This window comes from Bradyrhizobium betae, from assembly GCF_008932115.1.
GTDB lineage: Bacteria > Pseudomonadota > Alphaproteobacteria > Rhizobiales > Xanthobacteraceae > Bradyrhizobium > Bradyrhizobium betae.
Map to the genome: position 1 here is coordinate 6275180 of NZ_CP044543.1, position 25069 is coordinate 6300248.

Below are 25069 nucleotides of genomic sequence, written 5' to 3' on the forward strand. Positions count from 1 at the left end.
GGCCGGCCGTCCCGTGGCGCTTCCTCCGCTCGATTCTCCGCAATGGCAAAGCCCCTGGCGCGCTTTCGCATGGGGGCTGCGCTCGATCACGCAGACGATTCTCACCCTCGTCCTGTTTGCGACCTATCTCGGCATCGGCGCGCTCTCCCACGATTCGCATTTCAGCCTGCTCTGGACGCTGTGCTCGACGCTGTTCGTCTGGGCAGGGCCGGCGCAGATCATCCTGATCACCACGCTCGGCTCGGGCGCGACCGTCATCCAGTCGGCGATCGCGGTGACTGTCAGCGCCATCCGCCTGTTTCCGATGGTGGTCTCGGTGCTGCCCCTGATGCGGACGCCGACGACCAGGCGGCGCGAGCTGTTCTTCGCCGCGCATCTCACGGCCGTGACGCTGTGGGTCGAATGCCATCGCTTCCTGCCGCAGGTGCCGCGCGATCGGCGGATTGCCTTCGTCAACGGACTTGGCTTCGGCCTGGTCTCGGTGTGCCTCACCGCCAACACGGTCGGTTATTTCCTTGCCGCCAATCTCACGCAGACGCTGGGCGCCGCGATCCTGCTGCTGACGCCGCTGTCCTTCCTGTTCTCGACCGCGCGCAACAGCCGCGAGGTCGCCGACGTCGTCGCGCTGGCGCTGGGGATCCTGCTTTATCCGCTGGCGGCGAAGATGAACTCCGGCCTCGACATCCTCGTCAGCGGCGTGGTTGCCGGGACGATCGCCTACGGCGTGCACTGGTGGCGGGAGGTGCGGGCATGAGCGCTGCGCAGCTCATCGGCGATTGGCACGCGTTGTTCGTGCTGTTCGTCGCTGGCGTCATTCCCAACCAGATCTGGCGCATGCTGGGCCTGTGGTTCGGCGGCGGCATCGACGAAGGCTCCGAGCTACTGGTCTGGGTGAGGGCGGTCGCCACCGCCATCTTGGCCGGTGTCATCGCCCAGATCGTGGTCGAGCCGCCGGGGGCGCTCGCCAGCGTACCGGATGTCCTGCGCTATGGCGCGGTCGCCGCCGGCCTCGTCGTCTTCCTGCTGGCCCGCCGCTCGATCTTCGCGGGGGTGGTGACGGGCGAAGTGTTCATGCTGGCCGGCACGTGGTGGTTGGGCTAAAACCGCTTCCGAATAGCTGAGGAACTGGAAATATGGTTCGCGAAAACGAGCTCCGCGAGGGCGAGGTCGCCATCGAGCTGCCGCCGACGCAGGATGCCGGCCTGGTCTTCATCGGTCGTATCCGTACGCCCTGGACCTCGCGCCTGGAGACGCCGCGGCAGGGCCGCGCCGACGGCCCGATCTGCCGCCTCGAGATCTTCGAGCCGTTCGTGCCGGCGATCAAGGGTGTGGACTTCTACGGTAATCTCGAAGTGCTGTACTGGCTCGACCGCTCGCGCCGCGACATCGTGCTGCAAAGCCCGAAGAACAACGAGAAGACCCGCGGCACCTTTTCGCTGCGCTCGCCGGTCCGGCCCAATCCGATCGGCACCTCGATCGTGAAGCTGGTCGGCATCGAGGGAAACGCCATTCTCGTGCGCGGCCTCGATTGCATCGACAACACGCCGCTGATCGACATCAAGCCCGACCGCTGCGAGTTCACGCCGTTGGCCGCGCCGCAGGCCGGGGATTTTCAGTCGGAGTGAGGGGCGGCGATCGTAGCCCGCATGGAGCGCAGCGGAATGCGGGGAAGGTCCCGGATTGTGCTCCGCTCCATCCGGGCTTCTGTAACGGGCCCTGGTTAGTCAATCCCTTTTTGCGTCGTCCACTCGCCGGGAACCTGCTTCTGTACGGGATCGGCGCGGAGGCCGTCGCCTGATGGGGTTCTAGAGAGGAGCAGGTCGGCCAATCTACGGAAGCGTGATCGCATCGACGGATGCGTCGACAACCCGGATGACGGCCTGGCCTGATCCATCGTCCCGGCGAAGGGACTTCGCTTCGGGGAGGCTGGTGTGATGCCCGCCCGAATCTGTGTGCTCTTGCTTTAAGCCATGGCAGTCGTCCTGAACGGTGCGTTGTCCTTGAGCATGCGCAGCATGATCACGGCGAGCTTGCGTGCTAACGCTACCTTGGCCTTGTTCATGCCGGCGCGCTTGGCGATCCGCATGGCCCAGCTCTTGAGCGGCGCGCAGCCCTTGATCGGCTTGGTCAGGATGATGTGGGCGGCTTCATAGAGCGCCTCGCGCACGGAGGCGTCGCCATTTTTACTGATGCGGCCGCAGTAGTCGGTCTCGCCTGACTGGTACTTCTTCGGCGTCAAGCCGAACAACGGTCCCGCGCGCTTCGCCGAGTTGAAGCGCGAGGGGTCATCGATGGCGCTGGCAAAGGTCAGCGAGATGATCGGTCCCACGGCCGGTGTCGACATCAGCAGCTTGGCTTTGGCATCCAAAAGCGACATCGCCCGCACCCGCTTCTCAAAGCCGTTGAACTCGCGCAGTAGCACTGCATGAACCGCCAGCGTCGCAGTAGCGATCGTCTCGAGGGCCGGATGGCCGGCCACCAGCTCACGGATGCGTGCCGCAAAACTGCGCTTCGTCGTTTTGCCAACCTTCAATCCGAAGCCGCGCAGGATCCCGCGCAGGCTGTTCTCGATGTCCTGAAGCTTGGCCTGGATCAGCTTGCGCGCCGTCAGCATCGCACGGGTCTCCTGGGCACTCATCGACTTGCAATGCACCGGCCGGAACCAGCCGAGCCGCATCAATTGCGCGATGTTGCGGGCGTCGTTACGGTCCGACTTCACCGGCATCGCCTTGAAGGCATCGCTCACGTGCCGCGTTTCCAGGAGCTCGACCGCGAGGCCCTCGTGCTTCATGGCTGTATAAAGCCACTGAGACAGCGGTCCGGCCTCCAGCCCGATCCTGGCGAGTTCGAACCCGAGCGAGCGGAACCAGCCAATCAGCGCCACAGGCTCGCTGGCAACCTTGACCTCCCGAACGATCTTTCCGCTCGCGTCGACAACGCACACGCTGGAGCATTCCAATGACACGTCGATTCCGGCATAGTAGTCCATGGTCGTTCCTCCTTGATGCTTGGAGCGAAGCTTAGGCCTCGACTCCGCTACACCATCAATGTGAGGGACGACCGCAAACCTTCCAGTCAAGCCGCGCGACGCGCGCAATCAAAATAGCGCCGTAGCTAGCGCGGCTTGACTGGAAGGCCGCCGGGGCCCGTTACCCCATCTACAGGACAGATACCTAGCCCGCCTTCAGCGCCGCGATCAGCTTGGTCGCATTCTCTTCCAGCACCTTGACGTCTTCCTTGCGACTGGCCGGCGGCAGCATCGCGACGCCGTCATGGCGCGGCATCACGTGCATGTGGAGGTGAAACACCACCTGTCCGCCGGCGGGCTCGTTGAATTGCTGCACGGTGATGCCGTCGGCATTGAATGCCTTCATCGCGGCCGCGGCGATCTTGTGCGCGCCGCGGGCGACATGGGCGTAGTCGTCCGGCTTGATGTCGAGGATGTTGCGGGCAGGGGCCTTCGGGATCACCAGCGTATGGCCAGGCACCCGCGGCATGATGTCGAGGAAGGCCAACACATGCTCGTCCTCATAGACTTTGTGGCAGGAAAATTCGCCGCGCAGGATTTTTGCAAAGATGTTGTTGGTGTCGTAGGCGGTCATAGCGGCGGCTCCCAGGAACTTTGCGCTTGGAATTTCGCGCTTACTGTCATCAGCCACAGTGAACCGTCAAGGCGCCTCGTCGATGCCTTTGCGGAACGGGCCGAGCTCGGCGAGCTCCCGTCCGGCCTCGGCGACATAGGCACGCTCGCGCTTGAGGTAGTCGTCGATGGCGCGGCGCAGGCCCGGATCGGCGATGAAGTGGGCGGAGTAGGTGGTTCGCGGCAGGTAGCCGCGCGCGATCTTGTGCTCGCCCTGCGCGCCGGCCTCGACATTCGTCAAGCCGCGCTCGACGGCGAAATCGATCGCCTGGTAGTAGCAGACCTCGAAGTGCAGGAAGGGATGATGCTCGACCGCGCCCCAGTTGCGGCCGAACAGCGTGTCCGAGCCGATGAAGTTGATCGCGCCCGCGATCCAGCGATCGTTGCGGCGGGCCATCACCAGCAGCACGTCGTCGCTCATGGTCTCGCCGATCAGCGAGAAGAATTCGCGCGTAAGATACGGGCGGCCCCATTTGCGCGAGCCGGTCTCCATGTAGAACTCGAAGAAGGCGTCCCACGCATCCTCGGTGATGTCCTTGCCGGTGAGCCGGTGGATGCTGATGCCGGCGGCGAGCGCATCGCGGCGTTCGCGCTTGATCGACTTGCGGTGGCGCGAATTCAGGGTGGCGAGGAAGTCGTCGAAGCTGGCAAATCCCTCATTGTGCCAGTGGAACTGCTGGTCGGTCCGCTGCAGGAAGCCGTGCTCGGCGAGCAGCTTCCACTCCGCCTCAAGTGCGAAGGTGACGTGCACCGAGGAAGCCTTGCTGACGCCGCTTAGCGCCACCAGCCCGCTTGCGAGCGCCTCGGTGATGCGCTCGCGGTCGTCGCCATCGCGAACCAGCAGCCGCGGCCCCGTGGCCGGGGTGAAGGGAACCGAGACCTGAAGCTTCGGATAGTACCGCCCGCCGGCGCGCTCATAGGCGTCCGCCCAGCCGCGGTCGAAGACGTATTCGCCTTGCGAGTGCGATTTCAGATAGCAGGGCACGACGCCCGCGACCCGGCCATCGATCTTGACCACGAGGTGCCGTGGTCCCCAGCCGGTGCGAATCGTGGCTGAACCCGATTTCTCAACGGCCGAAAGAAACGCGTGCGAAACGAACGGGTTATAGGCGGGTTTTAAGAGGCCGAGAGAATCGCCTGGAAGGGCAGGTGAGGTTCCGTTGCCCCCTCCAGTGCACCGGCCGCCTGGATTGGCGCAGGCGTCCCAATCCTCAGGAGACACCTCGGCAATGGAAGGTACGGCCTCGAGCGTGATTTCAGATGATCCCATCTCACCCAAGATCGTGCATTGCAGCAGCGACTTCAAGAGGGCGGGAACGTCGGGCGCTAAGGCACGAACCCCTCAAAAATCATCTGGTCCGCATACTGCCCGACCCGCGTCCGCTGCTCCGGGGTACGGACGGTCCAGCCGAGCAGGGCGCAGCCGAAGATGTTGCGGGCGATCCAGGGGGCGGGCGCCGGGAGGTGGTCGACCTTGAAAGCGACGAAGTGGGGCTGGGTCTCGAAGCCGTGGCGCAGGTAAAGCATGCTGTCGCGCTGCGGCTGGGTCAGGGTGGCCCAGTACTCGTCCTCGTAGCTCCGCTGGGCGACGATGCCGCGCGGGCGGGACGGCAGCAACTGGCGCAGCGCCAGCACCTGGTCGGGATCGAACGACATGCCGACGGCGGGTCCCTGATAGGACGCCAGCACCTCGGCCATCCGCGTCACCAGCTTGCGGTCGCCGTCGAAATGGCTCTTGACCTCGATTACCAGCGGCACGCGGCCGGCGACCATGGCGCAAAGGTCGGAGAGCGACATCATCCGCTCGTCCGTATCCCTGAATTTGATGGCTTTCAGCTCCGCGGCTGTCTTCGACACCACCTCGCCGGTCGCCTCGGTGAGGCGGCCCAGCGCATGGTCGTGGTGCACCATCGCCTCGCCGTCGGCGGAGAGCTGGATGTCGACCTCGATCGAGAAATTGCCGGCGACGGCAGCCTGTACCGCGCCGGGCATGTTCTCGACGATGCCGCGGGAAATGTCGTGCAGGCCGCGATGGGCGACCGGCCGGGCTGTCAGCCAATCCGGAGCGCGCATTCGTGTCAGGCGACCTCGAACACGCCTTCGACCTCGACCGCCGCATCGGCGGGCAGCGAGGCGACGCCGACCGTGGTTCGGGCGTGGCGGCCCTTGTCCCCGAACGCGGCGACCATCAGGTCGGAGGCGCCGTTGAGCACCTTCGGCCCGTCCAGGAAGTCCGGCGCCGAGTTGATGAAGCCGCCGAGGCGCACCACGCGCACGACCTTGTCGAGGTCGCCGAGGGCCGCCTTGACCTGGGCCAGCAAATTGACCGCGCAGCCGCGTGCCGCGGCGGCACCCTCTTCGATGGAGACGCCGGCGCCCAGCTTGCCCTTGGCGATCAGCTTGCCGTCAGGGGCGAAGCAGACCTGGCCCGAGACGAACAGCAAATTGCCGGTGCGCACGAACGGGACATAGTTGGCCACGGGGGTCGGAGCCTCGTGCAGCTTGATGCCCTGTTCCGCCAGTTTCTGCTCGACCGTGCCCGCCATGTTCGACCTCGTTGTCCTGAAAATCATCCGCCCGGGCGCGTCCATCGGCGGCCGGGCGGGCCCTGTTTCGCCCATCGTGCCGCCACATGCAAGCAACCGGAATGGGATGCATTTTGTTGAGGCAGGGCGGGAGGTTCAGCACGCGGGCCGCAACTTTACGTGAGACCGCCTCAGTTGCGACGCAATGGAACGGTCACTAAACTGTCGAATCTGCGCTTTCCCCAAGGACGCATCTTCAAGGAACAGACATGGTGCACCTTTTCCGGACTTCGCTCGGTGTGATGGCGCTCGCGGCGGCCGCCTTCGGCTCCAGCGGCGGAGCGCAGGCGGCCAGCGGTCCGTTCCTCGCGCATCAGGCTCTCTATGACCTCAGCCTCGTGAAATCGCGCTCAAATTCGGTCAACAGCGCGCGCGGCCGCATCCTCTACAATTTCACTGGGAGCTCGTGCGAGGGCTACACCTCCGAATTCCGGCAGGTGTCCGAGCTCGACAGCGGCGAGGGCAAGATCACGCTGAGCGACCTCCGCTCCAATTCCTGGGAGGACGCCGCGGGCAAGAGCTACCGCTTCAAGATCGAGACGCGGATGAACGAGGCCGACGCCGGCCGTGTCGACGGTTCGGCCGAGCGCGACGGCGACCATATCAACGTCAAGCTGAAGCTGCCGGCGCCGAAGAGCTTCACCCTCGACGGCAAGATCGTGTTCCCGACCGAGCAGATCCAGCGCATCATCGCCGCCGCCAAGGACGGCAAGTCGCTGCTGGAGCTCTCCGTCTATGACGGCTCCGACGACGGCCAGAAGGTCTACAACACCCTGACCGTGATCGGCCAGCCGATCCCCGCCGACCGTACCGCCTCGCCCGATGCATCGACGTCGGACGAGCACATGAAGTCGCTGAAGCGCTGGCCAGTTACCGTCAGCTATTTCGACCGCGAGTCCCAGCAGAAGGAAGGCGAGCAGACGCCGGTCTACGCGATGGCGTTCGAGCTCTATGAAAACGGCGTCTCCCGCCAGCTCGTGCTCGATTACAACGATTTCGTGATTTCCGGCGCGATGGGCAAGTTCGACGTGAAGGACAGCAAGCCCTGTAATTGAGGGCGAGACGTCTAGCCCTTGTCGCACTCTGCGGCTACGCTTGCTCCAAACCTCTGACCTCGGGGAGAAAGCACATGCCCAAGCTCGACCATCTCCGTCCCAGCGGCCTTCACAACAATCCTGCCTATTCCCACGTCGTCACCGCCACGGGCGCACGCACCATCTACATCTCCGGCCAGGTGGCCGTGGACGAGGAAGGGCGTATCGTCGGTGAGGGCGATCTCGCCGCGCAGACCACGCAGGTGATGCAGAATCTCGGCCACGCGCTGAAGGCGGCCGGCGCGAGCTACGCCAACATCGTCAAGATCACGACCTTCGTCGTCGGCTACAAGCCGGAGCTGCGCCCGATCATCGGCAAGGCCCGCTCGGTCTTCTTCGAAGGCATGGAGCCGCCGGCCTCGACCCTCGTCGGCGTCTCGGCGCTCGCGGCGCCGGAATGGCTGATCGAGATCGAGGCGATCGCCGTCGCGGATTGATCCCGTAGCCCTTCACTCTTCTGCCTTCTCCGGCCCCTCATATGCAATGCCGCGGATCACCGCGGCGCTGCCGAACTTCTTGCGCAGGCTGTCCACCGCGCGCTCGGCATGGGCGGCGCGGCGGTCGAGCATGTCGGTGTCGTCGGCAGGCGAGCCTTCGCGGAGCGCGCTGACGCCGGCGCCCATCAGGCGGAAGGCGGTGCCGTCGATCTCCTTGGCCAGCATCTCGCGGCAGATCGAAAAGATCTTTGCGGCGAGCTGCGTCGGGGCGACGATCGACTGCGAGCGGGTGCGCTGGCGGAAATCTGAGGTCTTCAGCTTCAGCGTGACCGTCGAGCCGGCAAGCTCGCTGCTCTTGAGGCGAAACGATGTCTTCTCGCACAGCCGCCACAGGATCTTTTCCAGCGCAGCGAAATCGCGGATGTCGGTTTCAAAAGTGGTTTCGCTGGAAATCGTCTTGGCGCCGCGATCCGGCTCGACGCGGCGGTCGTCGATGCCGTGCGCGAGCCGCCACAGCCTGCGGCCGTCGCTCGGAAACTGCCGCATCATCTCGATCTCGTCGGCCTTTTGCAGGTCGGCGATGATGCGGAAGCCGCGCTCCACCAGGCGCTCCTGCGTCGCCGGCCCGACACCGAAGATGAAGCCGACCGGCTTTTCCGCCAGCATCACACGGGCTTCCTCCTGATCGAGCACGGCAAAGCCGCGCGGCTTGTCGAGGTCGGAGGCGATCTTGGCGAGAAACTTGTTGCAGGACAGGCCGACCGAGACGCTGATGCCGATGTCGCGTTCGACCTCGCGGGCGAAGCGCGCCAGCACCTTGGCCGGGATCATGCCGTGAACCCGCTCGGTGCCGGAGAGATCGAGGAAAGCCTCGTCGATCGAAAGCGGCTCGACCAGCGGCGTCAGCGCCTGCATGGCCTGGCGCACCTCGCGGCCGACGCGGACGTACTTCGCGATGTCCGGCGGGATCACGATCGCATGCGGGCAGGCGTCGAGCGCCTTGTACATCGGCATCGCCGAGCGCACGCCATAGGTGCGCGCGATGTAGCAGGCGGCCGACACCACGCCGCGTTTGCCGCCGCCGATGATGACGGGCTTGTCGGCGATATCAGGGTTGTCGCGCTTCTCGACCGTCGCATAGAAGGCGTCGCAGTCGATATGGGCGATGGTCAGGCTCGCGAGCGCGCGGTGGCGGACGAGGCGAGGGGAGCCGCAAGCGGAACATCGCCGCACGCCCACATCCAGATCGGCCGAACAATCCCGGCAGAAGCAGCGGGGCCCGGCCGCCTCTGGGGCGGTCACGGCACGTCGCGCTCCCAGGTCCGGTCGCCCAGCGCGTCGCCGAGGACCTGCCGGGCCGCAGCCACGTTGGTGGGGTGCAGTTCCACAGAGCTGGCAAAGGCTTTCACGGTGGCGTCATCGCGCATCACGAAATCGAGCACGCTGAGCAGGAAACCGGGATCCGAGGCGGCATTCCGGAGCGACTCCGGGCCGACGCCTGTCTCAGCCAGGAACAGGCCCAGCCGCTCGGGATCGCCGGCGACGAAGGACAGGGCCTGAATCGCAACGATTTCAGCGACTTCGCGGGGGTTGTGAACAGGCTTTTTCAAGGGCCCGGTTTGCCTTTCCGTTAACTTTCGGTGTCTACTTTGAAACCATCATGCCCGAGTCTCTGGACCCTCGACAAGCAACTGGAAACCACATCGCAGAAAGTGGGCCCTCGGGTTTAACGAAACTAGAGCGAATCTGAGGCTAGTTTGAATCCAGTTTTCGAAGCGCCCGCGAGCGGCGCCTGAGGCGTCACATGCATCGGTCTTCAGGACCAAACAGGAGGGCGGGATGGCTAAGACCGTCCTGATCGTGGAAGACAACGAGCTCAACATGAAGCTCTTCCGCGACCTGTTGGAGGCGCACGGCTACCAGACCACCGGCACCAGCAACGGCTACGAGGCGCTCGATCTCGTTCGCAAGATGCGGCCCGACCTCGTGCTGATGGATATCCAATTGCCGCAGGTCTCCGGCCTGCAGGTGACGCGCTGGATCAAGGACGATCCGGAACTGCGTGCCATTCCCGTCGTCGCGGTCACCGCGTTCGCGATGAAGGGCGACGAAGAGCGCATCCGCGAGGGCGGCTGCGAGGCCTATTTGTCCAAGCCGATCTCGGTCGGCAAATTCATTGAGACGGTCCGGCGTTTCATCGGATAGGAAGTGAGTTAAAAGTGTCCGCGCGTATCCTCGTTGTCGATGACGTCCCTGCCAACGTCAAATTGCTCGAAGCCCGCCTGTCGGCCGAATATTTCGACGTGATGACCGCCTCGAACGGCACCGAGGCGCTTGAGATATGCGCCCGCGCCGAATGCGACATCATCCTGCTCGACGTCATGATGCCCGACATCGACGGCTTCGAGGTCTGCCGCCGCCTCAAGAGCGATCCGGCGACGCACCACATCCCCGTCGTGATGGTCACCGCGCTCGACAGCCCCGCCGACCGCAATCGCGGGCTGGAGGCCGGCGCCGACGACTTCCTGACCAAGCCCGTCTCCGACGTCGTGCTGATCGCGCGCGTGCGCTCGCTGACGCGGTTGAAGATGATGACCGATGAGCTGCGCATGCGCGCCATCACCTCGCTCGAGATCGGCATGCAGGCGCCCGAGCGCAGCGCGGTCGCCGACACCGGCAAGGGTGGCCGCATCCTTCTGGTCGACGACCGCCAGTCCTCCTACGAGCGGCTGGCGGGCCTGCTCGCGGCCGAGCACACCGTCGACGTCGAGCCGAACCCGACCGAAGCGCTGTTCCACGCCGCCGAGGGCAATTACGACCTGCTGATCGTCTCGCTCGACCTCAACAATTTCGATGGCCTGCGGCTCTGCAGCCAGGCGCGCTCGCTGGAGCGCACGCGCCATGTGCCGATCCTGGCGATCGCGGACCCCGAGAACTCGACGCGGCTGCTCCGCGGCCTCGAGATCGGCGTCAACGACTATCTGCTGCGTCCCATCGACAAGACCGAACTGCTGGCGCGCGCCCGCACCCAGATCCGCCGCCGCCGCTACACCGATCATTTGCGCGACAACGTGCAGAACTCGATCGAGATGGCGATCACGGACGCGCTGACCGGCCTGCACAATCGCCGCTACATGGAAAGCCATCTGGCGACGCTCGCCGAGCAGGCCTCGACCCGCGGCAAGCCGCTGGCGCTGATGATCCTCGACATCGACTATTTCAAGTCGATCAACGACAATTACGGCCACGACGCCGGCGACGACGTCTTGCGCGAATTCGCGGTGCGCGTGCGCAAGTCCATCCGCGGCATCGACCTGGCCTGCCGCTACGGCGGCGAGGAGTTCGTCATCGTGATGCCGGAGACCGACCTGCACGTCGCCGGCATGGTCGCCGAGCGCCTGCGCCGCTCGATCGCGGGCGAGCCGTTCGCGGTCCACAAGGGCACCAAGCGCATCGAGGTCACGATCTCGATCGGCCTGACCACGCTGGAGCAGAAGGGCGAGGCGGTTGCCGACGTCCTCAAGCGCGCCGACACCGCCCTCTACCGCGCCAAGCACGACGGCCGCAATCGCGTGGTGTCGCAGGCGGCGTGACGGCCGGCGCGACACGAAAGCGCGAAAACAACCCCATGCACAGTAGCCGGCGCCAGCCGGATCAATAGCTTGCGGGCAGCTGTGAGTGGTGTTCGGATTTTATGAATTTTGCTTGACCCGTCGGGCAAAACAGGTGCATGTTGCCAGGGTCGCAAGAGGCCCGCAAACTCCGCTGTCATTCCCCGCGCAGGCGGGGAATCCAGTACGCCGCGGCCTCTCGGTTCAATCACAATTGCCTCTGGAATACTGGATGCCCGCCTTCGCGGGGCATGACACCGAATGACGCGGAGACAGCTTTTATTGGGACGCGGGCCTGCGCTTCCCGACCGGCTTCGCATCCCCCACATCCACGCCCGCATTCCGCAGCAGCACCTTCGCCGCTTCCTTCGCCGCGCGCGCCATCGCGGGGTCGTCGCGGACGAGGTCCTGCGCGATCGAGCCGTCGACCAGCAGCACCAGCTGGGTGGCGAGCGCGTCCGCATCGGCAACGCCGAGCTCGGTCAGCCGGTCGCGAAACCAGACGCGGCGGCTTTCCTTGAAGGCGATGGCGATCTTCTTCACGGCGCGGTCCCTTGGGCCGAGCTCGGCGACCGCATTCACGAACGGGCAGCCGCGAAAATCCTTGGCCGCAAAACGTCGCTCCAGCGAATCGAACGTCGCCAGAATCTGCTCGGCAGGCGGCTTGTCCGAGGGGCGGGCGTGTACGAAACGGCGCTCCAGATAGGCCGCGATCAGCGCGTCCTTGGAGGGGAAGTGGTTGTAGAGCGTGCGCTTGGAGATGCCGATCTCGGCCGCGATGGTGTCGACGCCGATGGCGCGAATGCCCTGTAGATAGAACAGCTTGTCGGCGGTCTCGAGGATCCGCTCCTTCATCGTGTGTGGGGCGGGCGGGGGAGCCATGCGATAGCGCGCGTCCTCTTGGCTTGACAGCACCATCCACTCATAGCCTAAGTACACAGGTCTGTGTAACCAAAATCAATGCGAATTGCAGACGCCGGCGCGCGCCGCGCCCACGAGGGAGAATGAAATGCCCCTGTTGCAGGTCCTGCGTCCGACCTTGCCCATCCTGATCGGCGCCTCGATCATGCTGACGCTGAGCATGGGGCTGCGGCAGAGCCTCGGCATCTTCATGCAGCCGCTGACGCACGACATCCATCTTTCGATCTCGGATTTCACGCTGGCACTGGCCGTGCAGAATCTCGCCTGGGGCTTTCTCCAGCCGCTCGCGGGTGCGATGACGGTGCGCTACGGCTTCCGTCCGATCATGATCGCGGGGTCGCTGATGTACATCGCGGGCCTCGTTCTGATGACGACCGCGAACGGGCTCGTCAGCATCATGATCGGTGCCGGCGTGCTGATCGGGACGTCGCTGGCCTGCACCGCGGCCGCGATCGCGATGTCGGTGGCGGCACGCGCGGTGCCGGAGACCGTGCGCTCCACCGTGCTCGGCATCGTCTCCGGCGCGGGCTCGCTCGGCGCGCTGCTGTCGGCGCCGATCGGACAGATGCTCAACGAAGGATTTGGCTGGCGCGTCGGACTTGCCGGTTTTGTCATCATGTCGGTGCTGATGATTCCCGCTGCGTGGTATGCGGGGCGCATCGACCGGATTCCGCTGCCGAAGCCGTCCGCCGACGACATCGGCGATGCCACCGCGGCGACCGCGGCGCGGAACGCGTTCGGCAACGCTTCCTTCGTGGTGATGACCTGCGCCTATCTGGTCTGCGGCATGCAGCTGGTGTTCCTCACCACGCATCTGCCGTCGTATCTCGCCATCTGCGGCCTCGACCCGATGCTGAGCGCGCAGACGCTCGGCATGATCGGCGGCTTCAACGTGCTGGGCTCGCTGTTCTTCGGCTGGGCCGGCCAGCGCTGGAACAAGCTGGCGCTGTTAGGAGGCATCTACGTGCTGCGCTCGCTGGCGCTGGCCTGGTATTTCATGCTGCCGGCGACGCCGGCCTCGACGCTGCTGTTCGGCGCGATCATGGGCTTCCTGTGGATGGGCGTTGGCCCGCTGGTCGCAGGCGCAGTCGCCGAGATGTTCGGCCTGCGCTGGCAGGCGATGATCCAGGGCCTCGCCTTCATGAGCCACCAGATCGGCAGCTTCCTCGGCGCTTACGGAGGCGGGGTGCTCTACGATGCGCTCGGCTCCTACACCATGGCCTGGCGCATCGGCGTCGCGCTCGGTCTTGCCGGAGGGATCGTGCAGGTGGCCTTCGCGCTGATCCGGCCGTCGCATCCGCCGGTGTTGCGGACGGCGTAGGCGGGCCTGTTGTCGTCAGCGTCAGCCTTGGGGTGTCATGCGGAGCGTCCGAAAGTAGGGCATCACAGGCGGTCCTGCGGCAGGAGCGGTCATATGCTTGGTCTCATATTCGAATGAGTCAGGAATTGAGGGCGCCGTAAACCATGCCCAAGATTACGCTGTAAGTCAGGAGCATTGCCAGCGAGAACAGTGCTGGCGAAATGCCAAGTCCAACCTGCAGTCCGAATAATCCAAGGCCGATCATGGGAAAGAACACCAGCCCCATGATCGCCCATCCGAGCACGCCATAGGTCAATCCCTTGATTGCACCGGCATTGCCCGGCAGCCATCGATAAAGATGTCCAAAAGCAAGACTGACGAAGGTTGAGCCATTCAGGAATGAAAGTAGCCACGGCACCACTGGATGGATTGCTGTGCCGGTCACATGGCTCAACGTCGTCTGGAAATTTTCATAGGGCTGGAACGATGGAAGCAGTCCGGCCCAAGACTTGAAGTACATCAGCAGCGAATGCGCGATGCTTCCGCACAGCCCTGCAACAACGGCTCTCCAAATCCTGTTGCCTGAAGGCATGCTCCGTCGCCCATTCTCAGCATTGGCTTCCAACATGGGCGCGCGGTCGCTGCTACTCGTCGCGATCATGGACGCAATTCGGTTGAGGGCGTCAATCTGGCCTCGCCAGCCACGGCCTTATTGACCGGGGAGAAGAAGACCGGTGATGAGAAACGCCATGCCGAGCCACATGGAGGTCGCGAAGACGTTGCGGAACTGCTCAAGCGTGAAGGGAAGCATGGCGCGCTCCTGCCCGATAATTTCACTTCAGCGTAGAGGACTGCGTTGCTTCGCTGCTTGATGAGGATCAACGTCCCCCGGGGGCAACTCGTGGCCCAGCGGGAGTCGTTTGGAGGCAACGTCGTCTTCTGCGCGCATGAAGGACGTCGAGGCGTAGCGCGGTGCCCTGCGGCGGGCAGCTTGTCTCAGCCGCCGTCGCCGACGGCGTCGCAGGACAACAGGCTCTTCTGAGAGCCGGCTAAGACGCCACGACGTTCGCCTTCACCGAGACGGGCAGCGGAAGGCGCAGCCCTCTAGCCAATGTCGGACGTCTCGATTTCGGCTGTCGCTCCGGCAGCTTTCCGAGATGCGCGAGAGCTTGCATCAGCGAGTACCTGACGGCTGGCTCGATCTTCGCGCAAATGAACCAGCCCATCAGGACAAGCATGCCAAGAGCCATCCAGACGGCCGAGGTGGCATCCAGGCCTGAAACGACCAGGGCGCGAACGATCGCGGTGCCGATGACGTTGTGGGTGAGATAGAGCGGGTAGGTGATCAGCCCGAGCGTTCTCAAATAGGCCGGTGCTGCGGGAGAAACGGTGCCCACCGAGCGCCTGCTTCGCTTCGCGGCTCGGGCAATGAGGAGCACGGCGGCCGCCCAGACCATGATGGGCACGAGCGCGGATTGATCCGCGATGGCGGGGATCGACGTCAGAAAGAACGAGGCGAAGACGTAGATCTCCGCGGCGCCCGAGAGACACGTGACGGCAACGGCGACCTGTTCGAGCGCCGTCAATTCCCTGTTCGCGGAAATGAACAGCCAGATTCCCAGCGCGAAGAAGCAACCATGGCTCAACAGGAAGGCTGCGCACGGCACCCGAAACATCAGGATGACGAGATAGGGCAGGTCGGACGGCGTCGTGCAGGACGCGACCAGCAGCGCGACCGCATTGAACATTGCGCTGTAGATGGTGAGACCCCAGGCCAGGTGTCGCAGGGTGATCCTCTTCGTGAGCATCGCGCAAAACACGAGTCCGTAAAACGCGGTCTCGGCCGCCAGCGTCCAGTAGACTTCGTCAAGCCACTCACCTGTGACCCCCTTGGGCACCATCAGCATGGCGTGGATGTAGGGCAGGATGAATTCGGATGCCGGGCCACTCCCGAAGAGAAGCAACACGAGGAAGGTCGCGGTGGCGCAAACCCAGACGGCCGGATAAAGCCTAAGTGCGCGGCCGAGAAGAAACTCGCCCGGTGAAGCCTGGCTCGCGGAATTGGCGATGACGAAACCGGAAATCACGAAGAAGATCTCGACGCCGACCCAGCCGAACCATGTGTAGGGCGCAGCGGACGGGTACAGCACATCGGCGGCGACGGTGCGCTCGAAACCCGGCACGCCAATCGAAACCCAGGCCCATGACCAGAACATCTGGTGAAAGATGGCGACTCCGAGCGCGGCGGCGAAGCGCAGCGGATCCAGCAGCGGCAAATGGCTCTTCACGGGAATGGACCAAATTCATTGAACGATCCCGCTTGAGATATTGAAAGCCGTCGCTAGGCACTGCGAGGTGCGTCACACTTGGTTCGCTGGCGTCGGAATGCGCAGATCGTAGCGAGGGCTGACGTAACCTGCAGCTCGCGTGCCCCGGACGCAACGCAGCGCTTTTTTAGCGGTGCGTTGCAGAGCCGGGGCCCATGTCTCCGTATTCCGACTGCGCGACATTCTGGGTCCCGGCTCTGCGCAGCAGCGTTCCACGCTGCGGCGCGTCCGGGACACGCGGGGTGGGAGCAAAATAAAAACGGGGCCCGAAAGGGCCCCGTCAAAGTCCGTAACGTCCCGCGATCTTACTTGATCTTGGCTTCGCGGAATTCGACATGCTTGCGCGCGACCGGATCGTACTTCTTCTTGACCAGCTTGTCGGTCATGGTGCGCGAATTCTTCTTGGCAGTGTAGTAGAAGCCGGTGTCAGCCGAGGACACGAGCTTGACCTTGATGGTGACCGCTTTGGCCATGTTCAGAACCTCAGGAATGAAGGGAATCTGGAGCCGGCCAAACGGCCCGCGTTGGCCGGCAACCTAGCCAGAAACCGCCTGATGTCAAGGTTTCAGGGCCCGAAAACCACCCAAATCGGCCCGATTACCCCTCGAAGAACCGGTTTTTCGGCCGCGGCAGGCCCAGATTCTCCCTGAGCGTGGGCCCTTCGTACTCTTTCCGGAAAATCCCGCGCTTTTGAAGCTCGGGGACGACCTTGTCGACGAAATCGTCGAGGCCGGCGGGCAGGGACGGGAACATGATGTTGAAGCCGTCGGAGCCGCGCCCGACCAGCCATTCCTCCATCTGGTCGGCGATGGTCTTGGGCGTCCCGACGAAGGACAGCCCGCCATAGCCGCCGACGCGCTGGGCGAGCTGGCGCACGGTGAGTTTTTCACGCGCGGCGAGATCGACCATGCGCTGGCGGCCGCTCTTGCTGGCGTTGGTCTCGGGGATGTCGGGGAGCGGGCCGTCCGGATCGAAGCCGGAGGCATCGGTGCCTAGGATGACCGAGAGCGAGGCGATGGCGCTGTCGTAATGCACGCGGCTGTCGAGCAGCGCGCGCTTCTCTTTGGCCTCGTCGACGCTGTCACCGACTACGACGAAGGCGCCGGGGAGAATCTTCAGATGCTCGGGATCGCGGCCGACCTTCTCCATGCGGCCCTTGATGTCGGCGTAGAGCTTCTGCCCGTCGGCGAGGCTGCCGCCGCCGGTGAACACGGCTTCCGCGGTCTCTGCCGCAAGTTGCTTGCCGTCCTCGGAGGCGCCGGCCTGCACGATCACCGGCCAGCCCTGCACGGGGCGGGCGATGTTGAGGGGGCCGCGCACCTTCAGGTATTTGCCGTGGTGGTCGAGTGTGTGCATTTTCGCGGGATCGAAGAATAGCCCGCTTTCGACATCGCGCTCGAAGGCGTCGTCGGCGAAGGAATCCCAGAGGCCGGTGACGACGTCGTAGAATTCACGGGCGCGCTTGTAGCGCTCGGCGTGCTCCATGTGATCGTCGAGGCCGAAATTCAGCGCCGCGTCAGGGTTCGAGGTGGTGACGATGTTCCAACCCGCGCGGCCGCCGCTGAGATGGTCGAGCGAGGCGAAGCGCCGCGCCACGTGATAGGGCTCGTCGAAGGTGGTCGAGCCCGTCGCGATCAGGCCGATCCGTTCGGTGACGGCGGAGAGCGCCGACAGCAGCGTGAACGGCTCGAACGAGGTCACGGTGTGGCTGCGCTTGAGCGCGTTGATCGGCATGTTCAGCACGGCGAGGTGATCGGCCATGAAGAAGGCGTCGAACTTGCCGGCCTCGAGCTTCCGGATCAGCGTCTTGATGTGACTGAAATTGAAATTGGCGTCGGGCCAGGCCCCGGGATAGCGCCAAGCGCCGGTGTGGATGCTGATCGGGCGCATGAACGCGCCAAGCTTGAGTTGCCGTTGTGCCATCGCCCCGTATCCGTTCTGGGTGTCGTTCACGGACACATAGGCATGCCGGGGAACTCCGCCATTGGGGCGGACGGGAAGATTCTTTTGTTTTTCAGTGTCCGCTCAGCACATTCTCGTCATTCCGGGCTCGCGCTGCGCGCGCCCCGGAATGACAGCGGAGGGTGGCGCGCCTTTCTTCGAACCAATCCACCGTTCAGCCCGACCAAGCCATGTCCTCTCAGGGAGATTCGACATGGCCGGCGCAATGACAGTGGATGGCGGCATGGTCCGCATCGACCGTCCCATGCCCTGGGTCGGCCGGCTGCTGGCGCTGCCGCTGCTGGCGGCGAGCGGCTATCTGCTGTGGAATGTCGCGCTCGGCCTGCGCCAGGATTTTTCCGGCTTCGGGAGGCTCGCCGACGATCTCGTGCCGGTGCTGGTGTTCACGGGGCTTGGGCTGCTGGTCGGCATCCCCGGACTCATCCTGCTGACGTTCCGCACTTTCGTCGTGCTCAACGAGACGCTGCGCCAGATCGTCATCACCAGGCAGTTCGGCCCGCTGAATCTGCGCAAGCACCGCGATCTCGCCAACTATCACTTCATCAGCATCACGGAGGACTATGATCCGGAGCTGACCGCCTATGACGTCAATCTCTGCGGCGACAAGGGCACCGAGCCGATCACGCTGATGAGCTTTACCAGGCGCGAGGAAGCGGACGAGCTCGCAAGCCAGATCGCACGTGTCCTCAAGCTGCCGGCGCGCGACTATGTCGGCACCGAGCCGGATGCCGACTAATCAGCCCAAAATATCCTTCTGCATCTTGCCGCCGTAGAAATGGAAGAACGGCACCGGCGCATCGTGGCGGAGCGGGCCGGTGGCCAGACGCGTGTCGAGCTCGTTGAGCACGTTGCGCGTCATCGGATGCAGATCGGCGAGCGGCTTCGAGCCGAGCTCGACCCAGACCAGCTCCACCAGCTCTGCATCCGCATGAATCACGCCGTCGACGCGGTGGGTGATCGCGGAGGCATCCGCCGTGAAGAAGCGCGTGTCGAACCGCTTGACGCGGCCGGGCGGGGTGATGGCGCGCGCGATCAGGAACAGGCTGGAGGGATCGGGCAGCAGGCCGGCATCGGCGAACGGCTTCCAGTTGCCGTCGAGCTTGGGCGCCTTGCCCTCGATCTTGCGCCCGAGGCAAAGGCCGGTCTCCTCGCAGGCTTCGCGGATCGCGGCGATCGCCAGCGACTTTGCGCGCGAGGCCGGCGTCTTCGGGCTGCCCTTGGCGAGATTGGCTTCAAGCTCGGTGGTGATGGGGGCGGCGACCGGCACGCGATAATCGGCCTTGTCGACGCGGCCGCCGGGGAAGACGAACTTGCCGGGCATGAACACCACCTTGTCGTGGCGCTTGCCGACCAGGACTTTTGGAGTCGCGCCGCTGCGATCGACCAGGATCAGTGTCGCCGCATCCTTCGGGCGGAAATAGGGATGGTGGTCGGCTTCCTTGCCCTCGTGAATCTTTGCCTTTTCCGCCTGCGCGATATCCGTCATGTCCTCACCCAAACCGCTTCTTGCTTATCTTGCCTATACCGGCGGAATACCATCCGGAGGGTTGTCGTCAAAGCCGTGCATGCGCAGAGCCCATTGCAATCCGACCACGGCTCCCTTCACCGGCTGCAGCAGCGCCAGCGAGGCGACGAACGTGAACGGCAGATAGGCCGCGAAGCTGATCCAGACCGGCGTGGTGTAATTGGTCTCGATCCAGAGGATGGTCGGCACCACGATATGGCCGACGATGACGATCACGAGATAGGCCGGCAAATCGTCGGCGCGATGCGGCGTGAAGTCGAGGCCGCACACTGAGCAATTGTCCGCGGTCTTCAGGAAGGCGCGGAACAGCTTTCCCTCGCCGCAGCGCGGACAACGGCCGCGGAAGCCGCGCTTCATCGCCGTCAAGAGGTCGCGCTTCTCGATGAGGCCAGTCTCGCGCGTCCATATCTTTGACGCTGTGCTCGTCGCTACCATGCCTTGCCTTTCTGCCCCCCGCCTTTGCCTTTGTTCTTGCTCTTGTTCTTCTTCGGCTTGCCGGATTTCGGCTTCGCCGGCTTGCGTTTTCTGTCCGGGCTGCGTCCGGGCTGTGCCTTGAACGAGGGGCGGCGTTGCGGACCGGGTTGCCTGCCATCGCGCGGCGAGGTCTCGCTGGAGGACGACAGCAGCTCGAAGCGCAGCGCTCCGGCGATGGGAGCGGCTTCGATCAGGCGGACGTCGACCACGTCGCCCAGCTGATACATGGTGCGGCTGCGCGTGCCGACGAGGGCGTGGCGGCCCTCGTCATAGTTGAAATATTCCGTGCCGAGGGACCTTATCGGGATCAGGCCGTCGGCGCCGGTCTCCGCGAGCTTGACGAACAGGCCGGCGCGCGTGACGCCGGAAACGCGGCCCTGGAAGGTCGCGCCGATGCGGTCGGCGAGGTGATGGGCGATCAGGCGATCGACGGTCTCGCGCTCCGCCTTCATCGCGCGGCGTTCGGTCACCGAGATGTGGGCGGCGACCTCGCTCAAGGTTTCCGGCGTCTCGGTGTCGGGCAGGGCACCCTCGCCGAGCCCGAGCGCACGGACCAGCGCGCGGTGCACGACGAGGTCGGCATAGCGGCGGATCGGCGAGGTGAAATGCGCATAGCGGCGCAAATTCAGGCCGAAATGACCGTAATTTTCCGACGAATATTCGGCCTGCGCCTGCGCGCGCAGCACCACCTCGCTGACCAGCGGGAAGTGGTCGTGGCCTTCGAGCTGGGCCAGCACGCGGTTGAACAGAGCCGGGCGCAGCGCGCCTGATTTCGCGAAGGGGACGTCCAGTGTCTTCAAAAACTCCTGGAGCGCGTGGACCTTTTCCAGCGTCGGCTCGTCGTGCACGCGGTAGATCAGCGGCAGCGACTTCTTCTCGAGCATCTCCGCCGCCGCGACGTTGGCGAGGATCATGAACTCCTCGATCAGCTTGTGCGCATCGAGCCTGTCGGGGACGATGACGCGATCGACCGTGCCGTCGCTCTTCAAGAGGATTTTTCGCTCGGGCAGATCGAGATTGAGCGGATCGCGCTCGTCGCGGGCGCGCTTGACGCAGGCATAGGCGGCATAGAGCGGCTTCAGGATCGGATCGAGCAGGGGGCCGGTGGTGTCGTCCGGCCGGCCGTCGATCGCGGCCTGAGCCTGCGCGTAGCTCAGCTTGGCGGCCGAGCGCATCAGGATGCGGTGGAAGCTGTGCGAGCGCTTGCGCCCGTCAGGCGCAATGATCATCCGCACCGCGAGCGCGCCGCGCGGCTCGCCCGGCACCAGCGAGCAGAGATTGTTGGAGATGCGCTCGGGCAGCATCGGCACGACGCGGTCGGGGAAATAGACCGAGTTGCCGCGGTCGAGCGCGTCGCGATCGAGCGCGGTGCCCGGCCGGACGTAGAAGCTCACATCCGCGATGGCGACGTCGACGATGAAGCCGCCCTTGTTATTCGGGTCGGGATCAGCTTGCGCATGCACCGCGTCGTCGTGATCCTTGGCATCCGGCGGATCGATGGTGACGAGCGGGACGTCGCGCCAGTCCTCGCGCCCCTTCAGGTTGGCGGGCTCCGCGGCTTCGGCTTCACGCTCGGCCGCAGGGCGGAATTGCAGCGGGATGTCGTGCGCGTAGATCGCGATCAGGCTGATCGCCTTCTCGGACTTGACCGAGCCCAGCTTCTCCTTGACGCGGCCCGAAGCGAGGCCAAAACCGCGCGAGCGGATGATGTCGACGCTGACGAGGTCGCCGTCCTTCGCCCCGTGCGTGTCGCTTGCTGCGATGTTCAGCTCGCGGTCGGCCCCCTTCTTGTCGACCGGGATCAGCCGTCCGCCGCCTTCGGGAAGCTCGCGGAAGACGCCGAGGATGCGGCTCCTGGTCTTGTCGAACACCTTGATGATGTGGCCGCGATAGGCCGGGCCTTCGCTCTCGTCCAGGCGCTCGACGCGCAGCAGCACGCGGTCGCCGCTTCCGGCCGCGGTGCCGGGCTTCGGCCGGCGCGGCAATACGATCAGGATCTTTGGCGCCTCGCCGCTCTCGACCTCGTCCCATTCGGTGGGGGAGGCGATCAGCTCGCCGTCGGCGTCGCGGCCGGTGATGTCGGCGACCAGCGTCGACGGCAGGGTGTCCGGCTCTGAAATTGTCCGGCGTTTCTTCTTGACGAGGCCGTCGTCGGCGAGCTCGCGCAGCATGCGCTTGAGCTCGATGCGATCGGCGTTCTTCAGGCCGAACTCGCGCGCAATTTCGCGGGTCCCGACCTTTCCGGGATTTGCCTTGATGAAGGCGACGATGGCTGCCCGGTCGGGAAAGCCACGGTCATTGTTGCGTTTCACTTAACCTCTTAAGTCGTGCCGGCACTCTTCTTGGCCGGAGCTTTGGCGGCCGCCGCCTTGGTCGGCGACGTCTTGACTGGTGAAGTCTTGGCGGTCGACGACACGGCTGCGCGCGCCTTGCTGGTGGAATCGGATTTGGTCTTGGCCGCCTTCTTCGCGGCCGGTTTTTTGGTTTTTGGCGCAGCGTCATCGCCGGACTTGGTTGCCTTCGCCTTCTTCGCCGGCTTGGCAGCCTTCTTGGGCTTGCCGCCGCCCTTGGCGGCGCGCTCGTCGATCAGCGCGATCGCCTGCGGCAGAGTGACCGCGTCTTTCTCGATGTCGCTCGGGATCGTCGCGTTGACGCCGCCGGCCGTGACGTAGGCGCCGTAGCGGCCGCTCTTCACGGTGATCGTGCCGAGCGTCGGATGATCGCCGATCGCCTTGCCGGGGTCGGCGCCGAAGCGGCGGCTCGGGCCCTTGGCGATCTTCTCCGCGATCAGCGTCACCGCGCGGTTGAGGCCGATGTCGAACACCTCGTCGCCGGCCTCCAGGCTGGCATAGGTCTTCTCGTGCTTCACGAACGGCCCGAAGCGGCCGAGGCCGGCGGTGATCGGCTCACCTGTCTCCGGATGCTTGCCGATCTCGCGCGGCAGCGACAGCAGCTTGAGCGCAAGCTCGAGCTCGACATCGCCGGGCGAGGTGCCCTTCGGGATGCCTGCGCGCTTCGGCTTCTCGCCTTCCGCATAGTCCTTGGCTTCGCCGAGCTGGATATAGGGGCCGAAGCGGCCGGCCTTGACCCAGACGTCGCGCCCCGTATCGGGATCCTGGCCGAGCGAGCGGTCGGCGGTGGTCTCGCTGTCGGCGGCGAGCTGACGGGTGTAGCGGCATTCCGGATAGTTCGAGCAGCCGACGAAGGCGCCGAACTTGCCGGCCTTGAGATTGAGCCGGCCGTTGCCGCAACTCGGGCACTGCCTGATGTCGCCACCATCGGCGCGCGGCGGATAGATGTGCTGTCCGAGCATGTCGTCGAGCACGTCGAGCACCTGCGCGACGCGCAAGTCCTTGATCTCGTCGACGGCGCCGATGAAGCCGGTCCAGAAATCCTTCAGCACCTGCTGCCAGGAAATCTCGTTGTTGGAGATACGGTCGAGCTGCTCTTCGAGATTGGCGGTGAAATCGTATTCGACGTAGCGGGCAAAGAAGCTCTCGAGGAACGCGACCACGACGCGGCCCTTGTCCTCGCCGTGCAGGCGCTTCTTCTCCAGCTTGACGTAACCGCGGTCCTTCAGGACCTGGAGGATCGAGGCGTAGGTCGAGGGCCGGCCGATGCCGAGCTCTTCCATGCGCTTGACCAGCGAGGCCTCGGAGAAGCGCGGCGGCGGCTCGGTGAAATGCTGGGTGACGGCGAGCGATTGCCGCTTCAAGGCATCGTTCGGGCTCATCGCCGGCAGACGGCGCGAATCCTCGTCCTCCTCGTCGTCGCGGCCTTCCTGGTAGAGCGCGAGGAAGCCGTCGAACTTGACGACCTGACCGGTCGCGCGCAGGTCCAGCGTGCGGCCGCCGACCTTTGCCGCGATGTCGACGGTGGTACGCTCGAGCTCGGCCGATTCCATCTGGCTGGCGATGGTGCGCTTCCAGATCAGCTCGTAGAGCCTCGCCTGATCGGCGTCGAGCTTGCGGTTCATGCTGTCGGGGCGGCGCGACATGTCGGTCGGGCGGATCGCTTCGTGCGCTTCCTGGGCGTTCTTGGCCTTGGCCTGGTACTGGCGGGGCGCCTCCGGCACGTAGGCTTTGCCGTAATCCTCGCCGATCACCTGGCGCGCCTGGGTGATCGCGGACGGATCGATCTGCACGCCGTCGGTACGCATATAAGTAATGAGTCCGGTGGTCTCGCCGCCGATGTCGATGCCTTCATAAAGGCGCTGCGCGATGCGCATCGTGTGCGCCGGCGCAAAGCCGTATTTGCGGCTGGCCTCCTGCTGCAGCGTGGAGGTGGTGAAGGGCGCCTGCGGATTGCGCCGGGCCGGCTTGGCGTCGACCGCGGTGACCGCGTAGCTGGCGGCTTCCAGCGCCTTCTTGAAGTCCTCGGCTTCCGCGCCGGTGCCGATGTCGAGGCGCTGGATCTTCTTGCCGTCGGCGCCGACCAGACGGGCCTCGAAGGCATCCCCGCGCGGCGTCAGCAGGGTCGCGATCAGAGACCAGTATTCGCGCGCGACGAACTTCTCGATCTCGAGCTCGCGATCGCAGACCAGCCGCAACGCCACCGACTGCACGCGGCCCGCCGAGCGGGCTCCCGGCAGCTTGCGCCACAGCACGGGGGAGAGGGTGAAGCCGACCAGATAGTCCAGCGCACGGCGCGCCATATAGGCGTCGACCAGCGCGCCGTCGATCTGGCGCGGATGCTTCATCGCGTCGGTGACGGCCTGCTTGGTGATGGCGTTGAACACCACGCGTTCGATCTTCTGATCCTTCAGCGCGCGCTTTTCCTTCAACACCTCCAGCACGTGCCAGGAGATGGCCTCGCCCTCGCGATCAGGGTCGGTGGCGAGAATCAGGCGGTCGGCGTTCTTCAGGGACTTGGCGATATCGTTCAGCCGGCCGGCCGCCTTGGGGTCGATCTCCCAGATCATCTTGAAATTGGCGTCGGGATCGACGGAGCCGTTCTTCGCCGGCAAGTCCCGGACATGGCCGAACGAGGCCAGAACCTCGTAGGACGAGCCCAGATACTTGTTGATCGTCTTGGCTTTCGCCGGCGACTCCACAATGACGATATTCATGTAGTTCCAGTAACTTACGGGGAAATTCTGGGCCAGATTCGACGAGATTCGGGTCGGCCCTTTCGACCCGAACATGGGTGGTGAGGCCCCCGCTGTCAAATCGAGGGGTGTTGACAGCGGCGGCA

General features: G+C 64.8%; 25 protein-coding genes. 9 read left to right on the top strand and 16 right to left on the bottom strand.

Features of this window, described 5'->3' with window-relative positions:
* The first annotated feature begins 13 nt into the window (after positions 1 to 13).
* The 3 genes from F8237_RS30210 to tsaA are packed head-to-tail and all read left to right on the top strand — an operon-like array spanning position 14 to position 1625.
* Positions 14 to 754 carry an AzlC family ABC transporter permease gene (locus tag F8237_RS30210; RefSeq protein ID WP_151650723.1) on the top strand — a complete coding sequence of 247 codons (741 nt, stop codon included), beginning with the start codon at positions 14 to 16 and terminating at the stop codon, positions 752 to 754.
* Positions 751 to 1101: an AzlD domain-containing protein gene (locus tag F8237_RS30215; protein WP_151649780.1), complete on the top strand. Its 351-nt coding sequence runs from the start codon at positions 751 to 753 to the stop codon at positions 1099 to 1101. Before F8237_RS30210 ends, F8237_RS30215 begins: the two co-directional genes overlap by 4 nt.
* A 32-nt stretch (positions 1102 to 1133) precedes the next feature.
* Entirely contained in the window at positions 1134 to 1625 is a 492-nt protein-coding gene (gene tsaA, locus F8237_RS30220; RefSeq protein WP_015685586.1) for a tRNA (N6-threonylcarbamoyladenosine(37)-N6)-methyltransferase TrmO, read from the top strand.
* 338 nt (positions 1626 to 1963) lie between these two features.
* Here tsaA and F8237_RS30230 read toward each other — a convergent pair whose 3' ends face one another.
* The 5 genes from F8237_RS30230 to F8237_RS30250 all read right to left on the bottom strand — a co-directional run bounded on the left by F8237_RS30230 (position 1964) and on the right by F8237_RS30250 (position 6186).
* Positions 1964 to 2989: an IS110 family RNA-guided transposase gene (locus tag F8237_RS30230; protein ID WP_151642626.1), complete on the bottom strand. Its 1026-nt coding sequence runs from the start codon at positions 2987 to 2989 to the stop codon at positions 1964 to 1966.
* Between the two features lie 184 nt (positions 2990 to 3173).
* Positions 3174 to 3602, bottom strand: coding sequence for an HIT family protein (locus tag F8237_RS30235; RefSeq protein WP_151649781.1), 429 nt, complete (start codon positions 3600 to 3602; stop codon positions 3174 to 3176).
* A gap of 66 nt (positions 3603 to 3668) precedes the next feature.
* Positions 3669 to 4910: a GNAT family N-acetyltransferase gene (locus tag F8237_RS30240; protein WP_151649782.1), complete on the bottom strand. Its 1242-nt coding sequence runs from the start codon at positions 4908 to 4910 to the stop codon at positions 3669 to 3671.
* Positions 4911 to 4966: 56 nt separating this feature from the next.
* A complete protein-coding gene (locus F8237_RS30245; RefSeq protein WP_151649783.1) occupies positions 4967 to 5713 on the bottom strand; it encodes a glycerophosphodiester phosphodiesterase in 747 nt (248 codons plus the stop codon).
* Positions 5714 to 5718: 5 nt separating this feature from the next.
* A complete protein-coding gene (locus F8237_RS30250; protein WP_015685590.1) occupies positions 5719 to 6186 on the bottom strand; it encodes a RidA family protein in 468 nt (155 codons plus the stop codon).
* Between the two features lie 248 nt (positions 6187 to 6434).
* Here F8237_RS30250 and F8237_RS30255 point away from each other — a divergent pair, with 248 nt between their 5' ends.
* Both F8237_RS30255 and F8237_RS30260 read left to right on the top strand, forming a co-directional pair.
* Positions 6435 to 7280, top strand: coding sequence for a cell envelope integrity EipB family protein (locus F8237_RS30255; protein ID WP_015685591.1), 846 nt, complete (start codon positions 6435 to 6437; stop codon positions 7278 to 7280).
* Between the two features lie 74 nt (positions 7281 to 7354).
* Positions 7355 to 7756 carry a RidA family protein gene (locus tag F8237_RS30260; protein ID WP_151649784.1) on the top strand — a complete coding sequence of 134 codons (402 nt, stop codon included), beginning with the start codon at positions 7355 to 7357 and terminating at the stop codon, positions 7754 to 7756.
* A gap of 12 nt (positions 7757 to 7768) precedes the next feature.
* Here the strand turns inward: F8237_RS30260 and F8237_RS30265 are convergent, their stop codons facing one another.
* Positions 7769 to 9058, bottom strand: a complete 1290-nt coding sequence (locus F8237_RS30265) for a DNA polymerase IV (RefSeq protein WP_151649785.1) — start codon at positions 9056 to 9058, stop codon at positions 7769 to 7771.
* On the bottom strand, positions 9055 to 9366 hold the full coding sequence (locus F8237_RS30270; RefSeq protein WP_143845793.1) for a DUF3572 domain-containing protein: 312 nt from the start codon (positions 9364 to 9366) through the stop codon (positions 9055 to 9057). Before F8237_RS30270 ends, F8237_RS30265 begins: the two co-directional genes overlap by 4 nt.
* Positions 9367 to 9595: 229 nt before the next feature.
* On the opposite strand from F8237_RS30270, the gene F8237_RS30275 reads away from it, so the two are divergent.
* Together F8237_RS30275 and F8237_RS30280 are read left to right on the top strand one after the other, a co-directional pair.
* Entirely contained in the window at positions 9596 to 9961 is a 366-nt protein-coding gene (locus tag F8237_RS30275; protein ID WP_015685597.1) for a response regulator, read from the top strand.
* A gap of 14 nt (positions 9962 to 9975) precedes the next feature.
* The gene (locus F8237_RS30280) at positions 9976 to 11349 is read left to right on the top strand and encodes a PleD family two-component system response regulator (RefSeq protein WP_151649786.1); all 1374 of its coding nucleotides are present in this window, start codon (positions 9976 to 9978) and stop codon (positions 11347 to 11349) included.
* Positions 11350 to 11646: 297 nt separating this feature from the next.
* Here the strand turns inward: F8237_RS30280 and F8237_RS30285 are convergent, their stop codons facing one another.
* Positions 11647 to 12249, bottom strand: coding sequence for a TetR/AcrR family transcriptional regulator (locus F8237_RS30285; RefSeq protein ID WP_151649787.1), 603 nt, complete (start codon positions 12247 to 12249; stop codon positions 11647 to 11649).
* Between the two features lie 127 nt (positions 12250 to 12376).
* Here F8237_RS30285 and F8237_RS30290 point away from each other — a divergent pair, with 127 nt between their 5' ends.
* The gene (locus F8237_RS30290) at positions 12377 to 13609 is read left to right on the top strand and encodes an MFS transporter (RefSeq protein ID WP_151649788.1); all 1233 of its coding nucleotides are present in this window, start codon (positions 12377 to 12379) and stop codon (positions 13607 to 13609) included.
* A 118-nt stretch (positions 13610 to 13727) separates the two neighbouring features.
* Here F8237_RS30290 and F8237_RS30295 read toward each other — a convergent pair whose 3' ends face one another.
* The 4 genes from F8237_RS30295 to F8237_RS30310 form a co-directional block, all read right to left on the bottom strand.
* Complete coding sequence (locus F8237_RS30295) at positions 13728 to 14249, bottom strand: DUF6789 family protein (RefSeq protein ID WP_244626015.1); 522 nt, start codon at positions 14247 to 14249, stop codon at positions 13728 to 13730.
* Between the two features lie 388 nt (positions 14250 to 14637).
* Entirely contained in the window at positions 14638 to 15876 is a 1239-nt protein-coding gene (locus tag F8237_RS30300; RefSeq protein WP_244626016.1) for an acyltransferase family protein, read from the bottom strand.
* A gap of 344 nt (positions 15877 to 16220) precedes the next feature.
* Complete coding sequence (rpmG, locus tag F8237_RS30305) at positions 16221 to 16388, bottom strand: 50S ribosomal protein L33 (protein WP_008139339.1); 168 nt, start codon at positions 16386 to 16388, stop codon at positions 16221 to 16223.
* Positions 16389 to 16512: 124 nt separating this feature from the next.
* Positions 16513 to 17838, bottom strand: coding sequence for an LLM class flavin-dependent oxidoreductase (locus F8237_RS30310; RefSeq protein ID WP_151649789.1), 1326 nt, complete (start codon positions 17836 to 17838; stop codon positions 16513 to 16515).
* Between the two features lie 232 nt (positions 17839 to 18070).
* On the opposite strand from F8237_RS30310, the gene F8237_RS30315 reads away from it, so the two are divergent.
* Complete coding sequence (locus tag F8237_RS30315; RefSeq protein WP_162006279.1) at positions 18071 to 18613, top strand: hypothetical protein; 543 nt, start codon at positions 18071 to 18073, stop codon at positions 18611 to 18613.
* Here F8237_RS30315 and F8237_RS30320 read toward each other — a convergent pair whose 3' ends face one another.
* From F8237_RS30320 to topA, 4 genes are read right to left on the bottom strand one after another with little or no spacing between them, the layout of a single operon-like run.
* The gene (locus F8237_RS30320; protein ID WP_151649791.1) at positions 18614 to 19363 is read right to left on the bottom strand and encodes an NUDIX hydrolase; all 750 of its coding nucleotides are present in this window, start codon (positions 19361 to 19363) and stop codon (positions 18614 to 18616) included.
* A 33-nt stretch (positions 19364 to 19396) separates the two neighbouring features.
* Positions 19397 to 19837, bottom strand: coding sequence for a DUF983 domain-containing protein (locus F8237_RS30325; RefSeq protein ID WP_151649792.1), 441 nt, complete (start codon positions 19835 to 19837; stop codon positions 19397 to 19399).
* Positions 19831 to 22188 carry a ribonuclease R gene (gene rnr / locus F8237_RS30330; RefSeq protein WP_151649793.1) on the bottom strand — a complete coding sequence of 786 codons (2358 nt, stop codon included), beginning with the start codon at positions 22186 to 22188 and terminating at the stop codon, positions 19831 to 19833. Before rnr ends, F8237_RS30325 begins: the two co-directional genes overlap by 7 nt.
* An 8-nt stretch (positions 22189 to 22196) precedes the next feature.
* Positions 22197 to 24944: a type I DNA topoisomerase gene (topA, locus tag F8237_RS30335; protein ID WP_151649794.1), complete on the bottom strand. Its 2748-nt coding sequence runs from the start codon at positions 24942 to 24944 to the stop codon at positions 22197 to 22199.
* Positions 24945 to 25069: the final 125 nt, after the last annotated feature.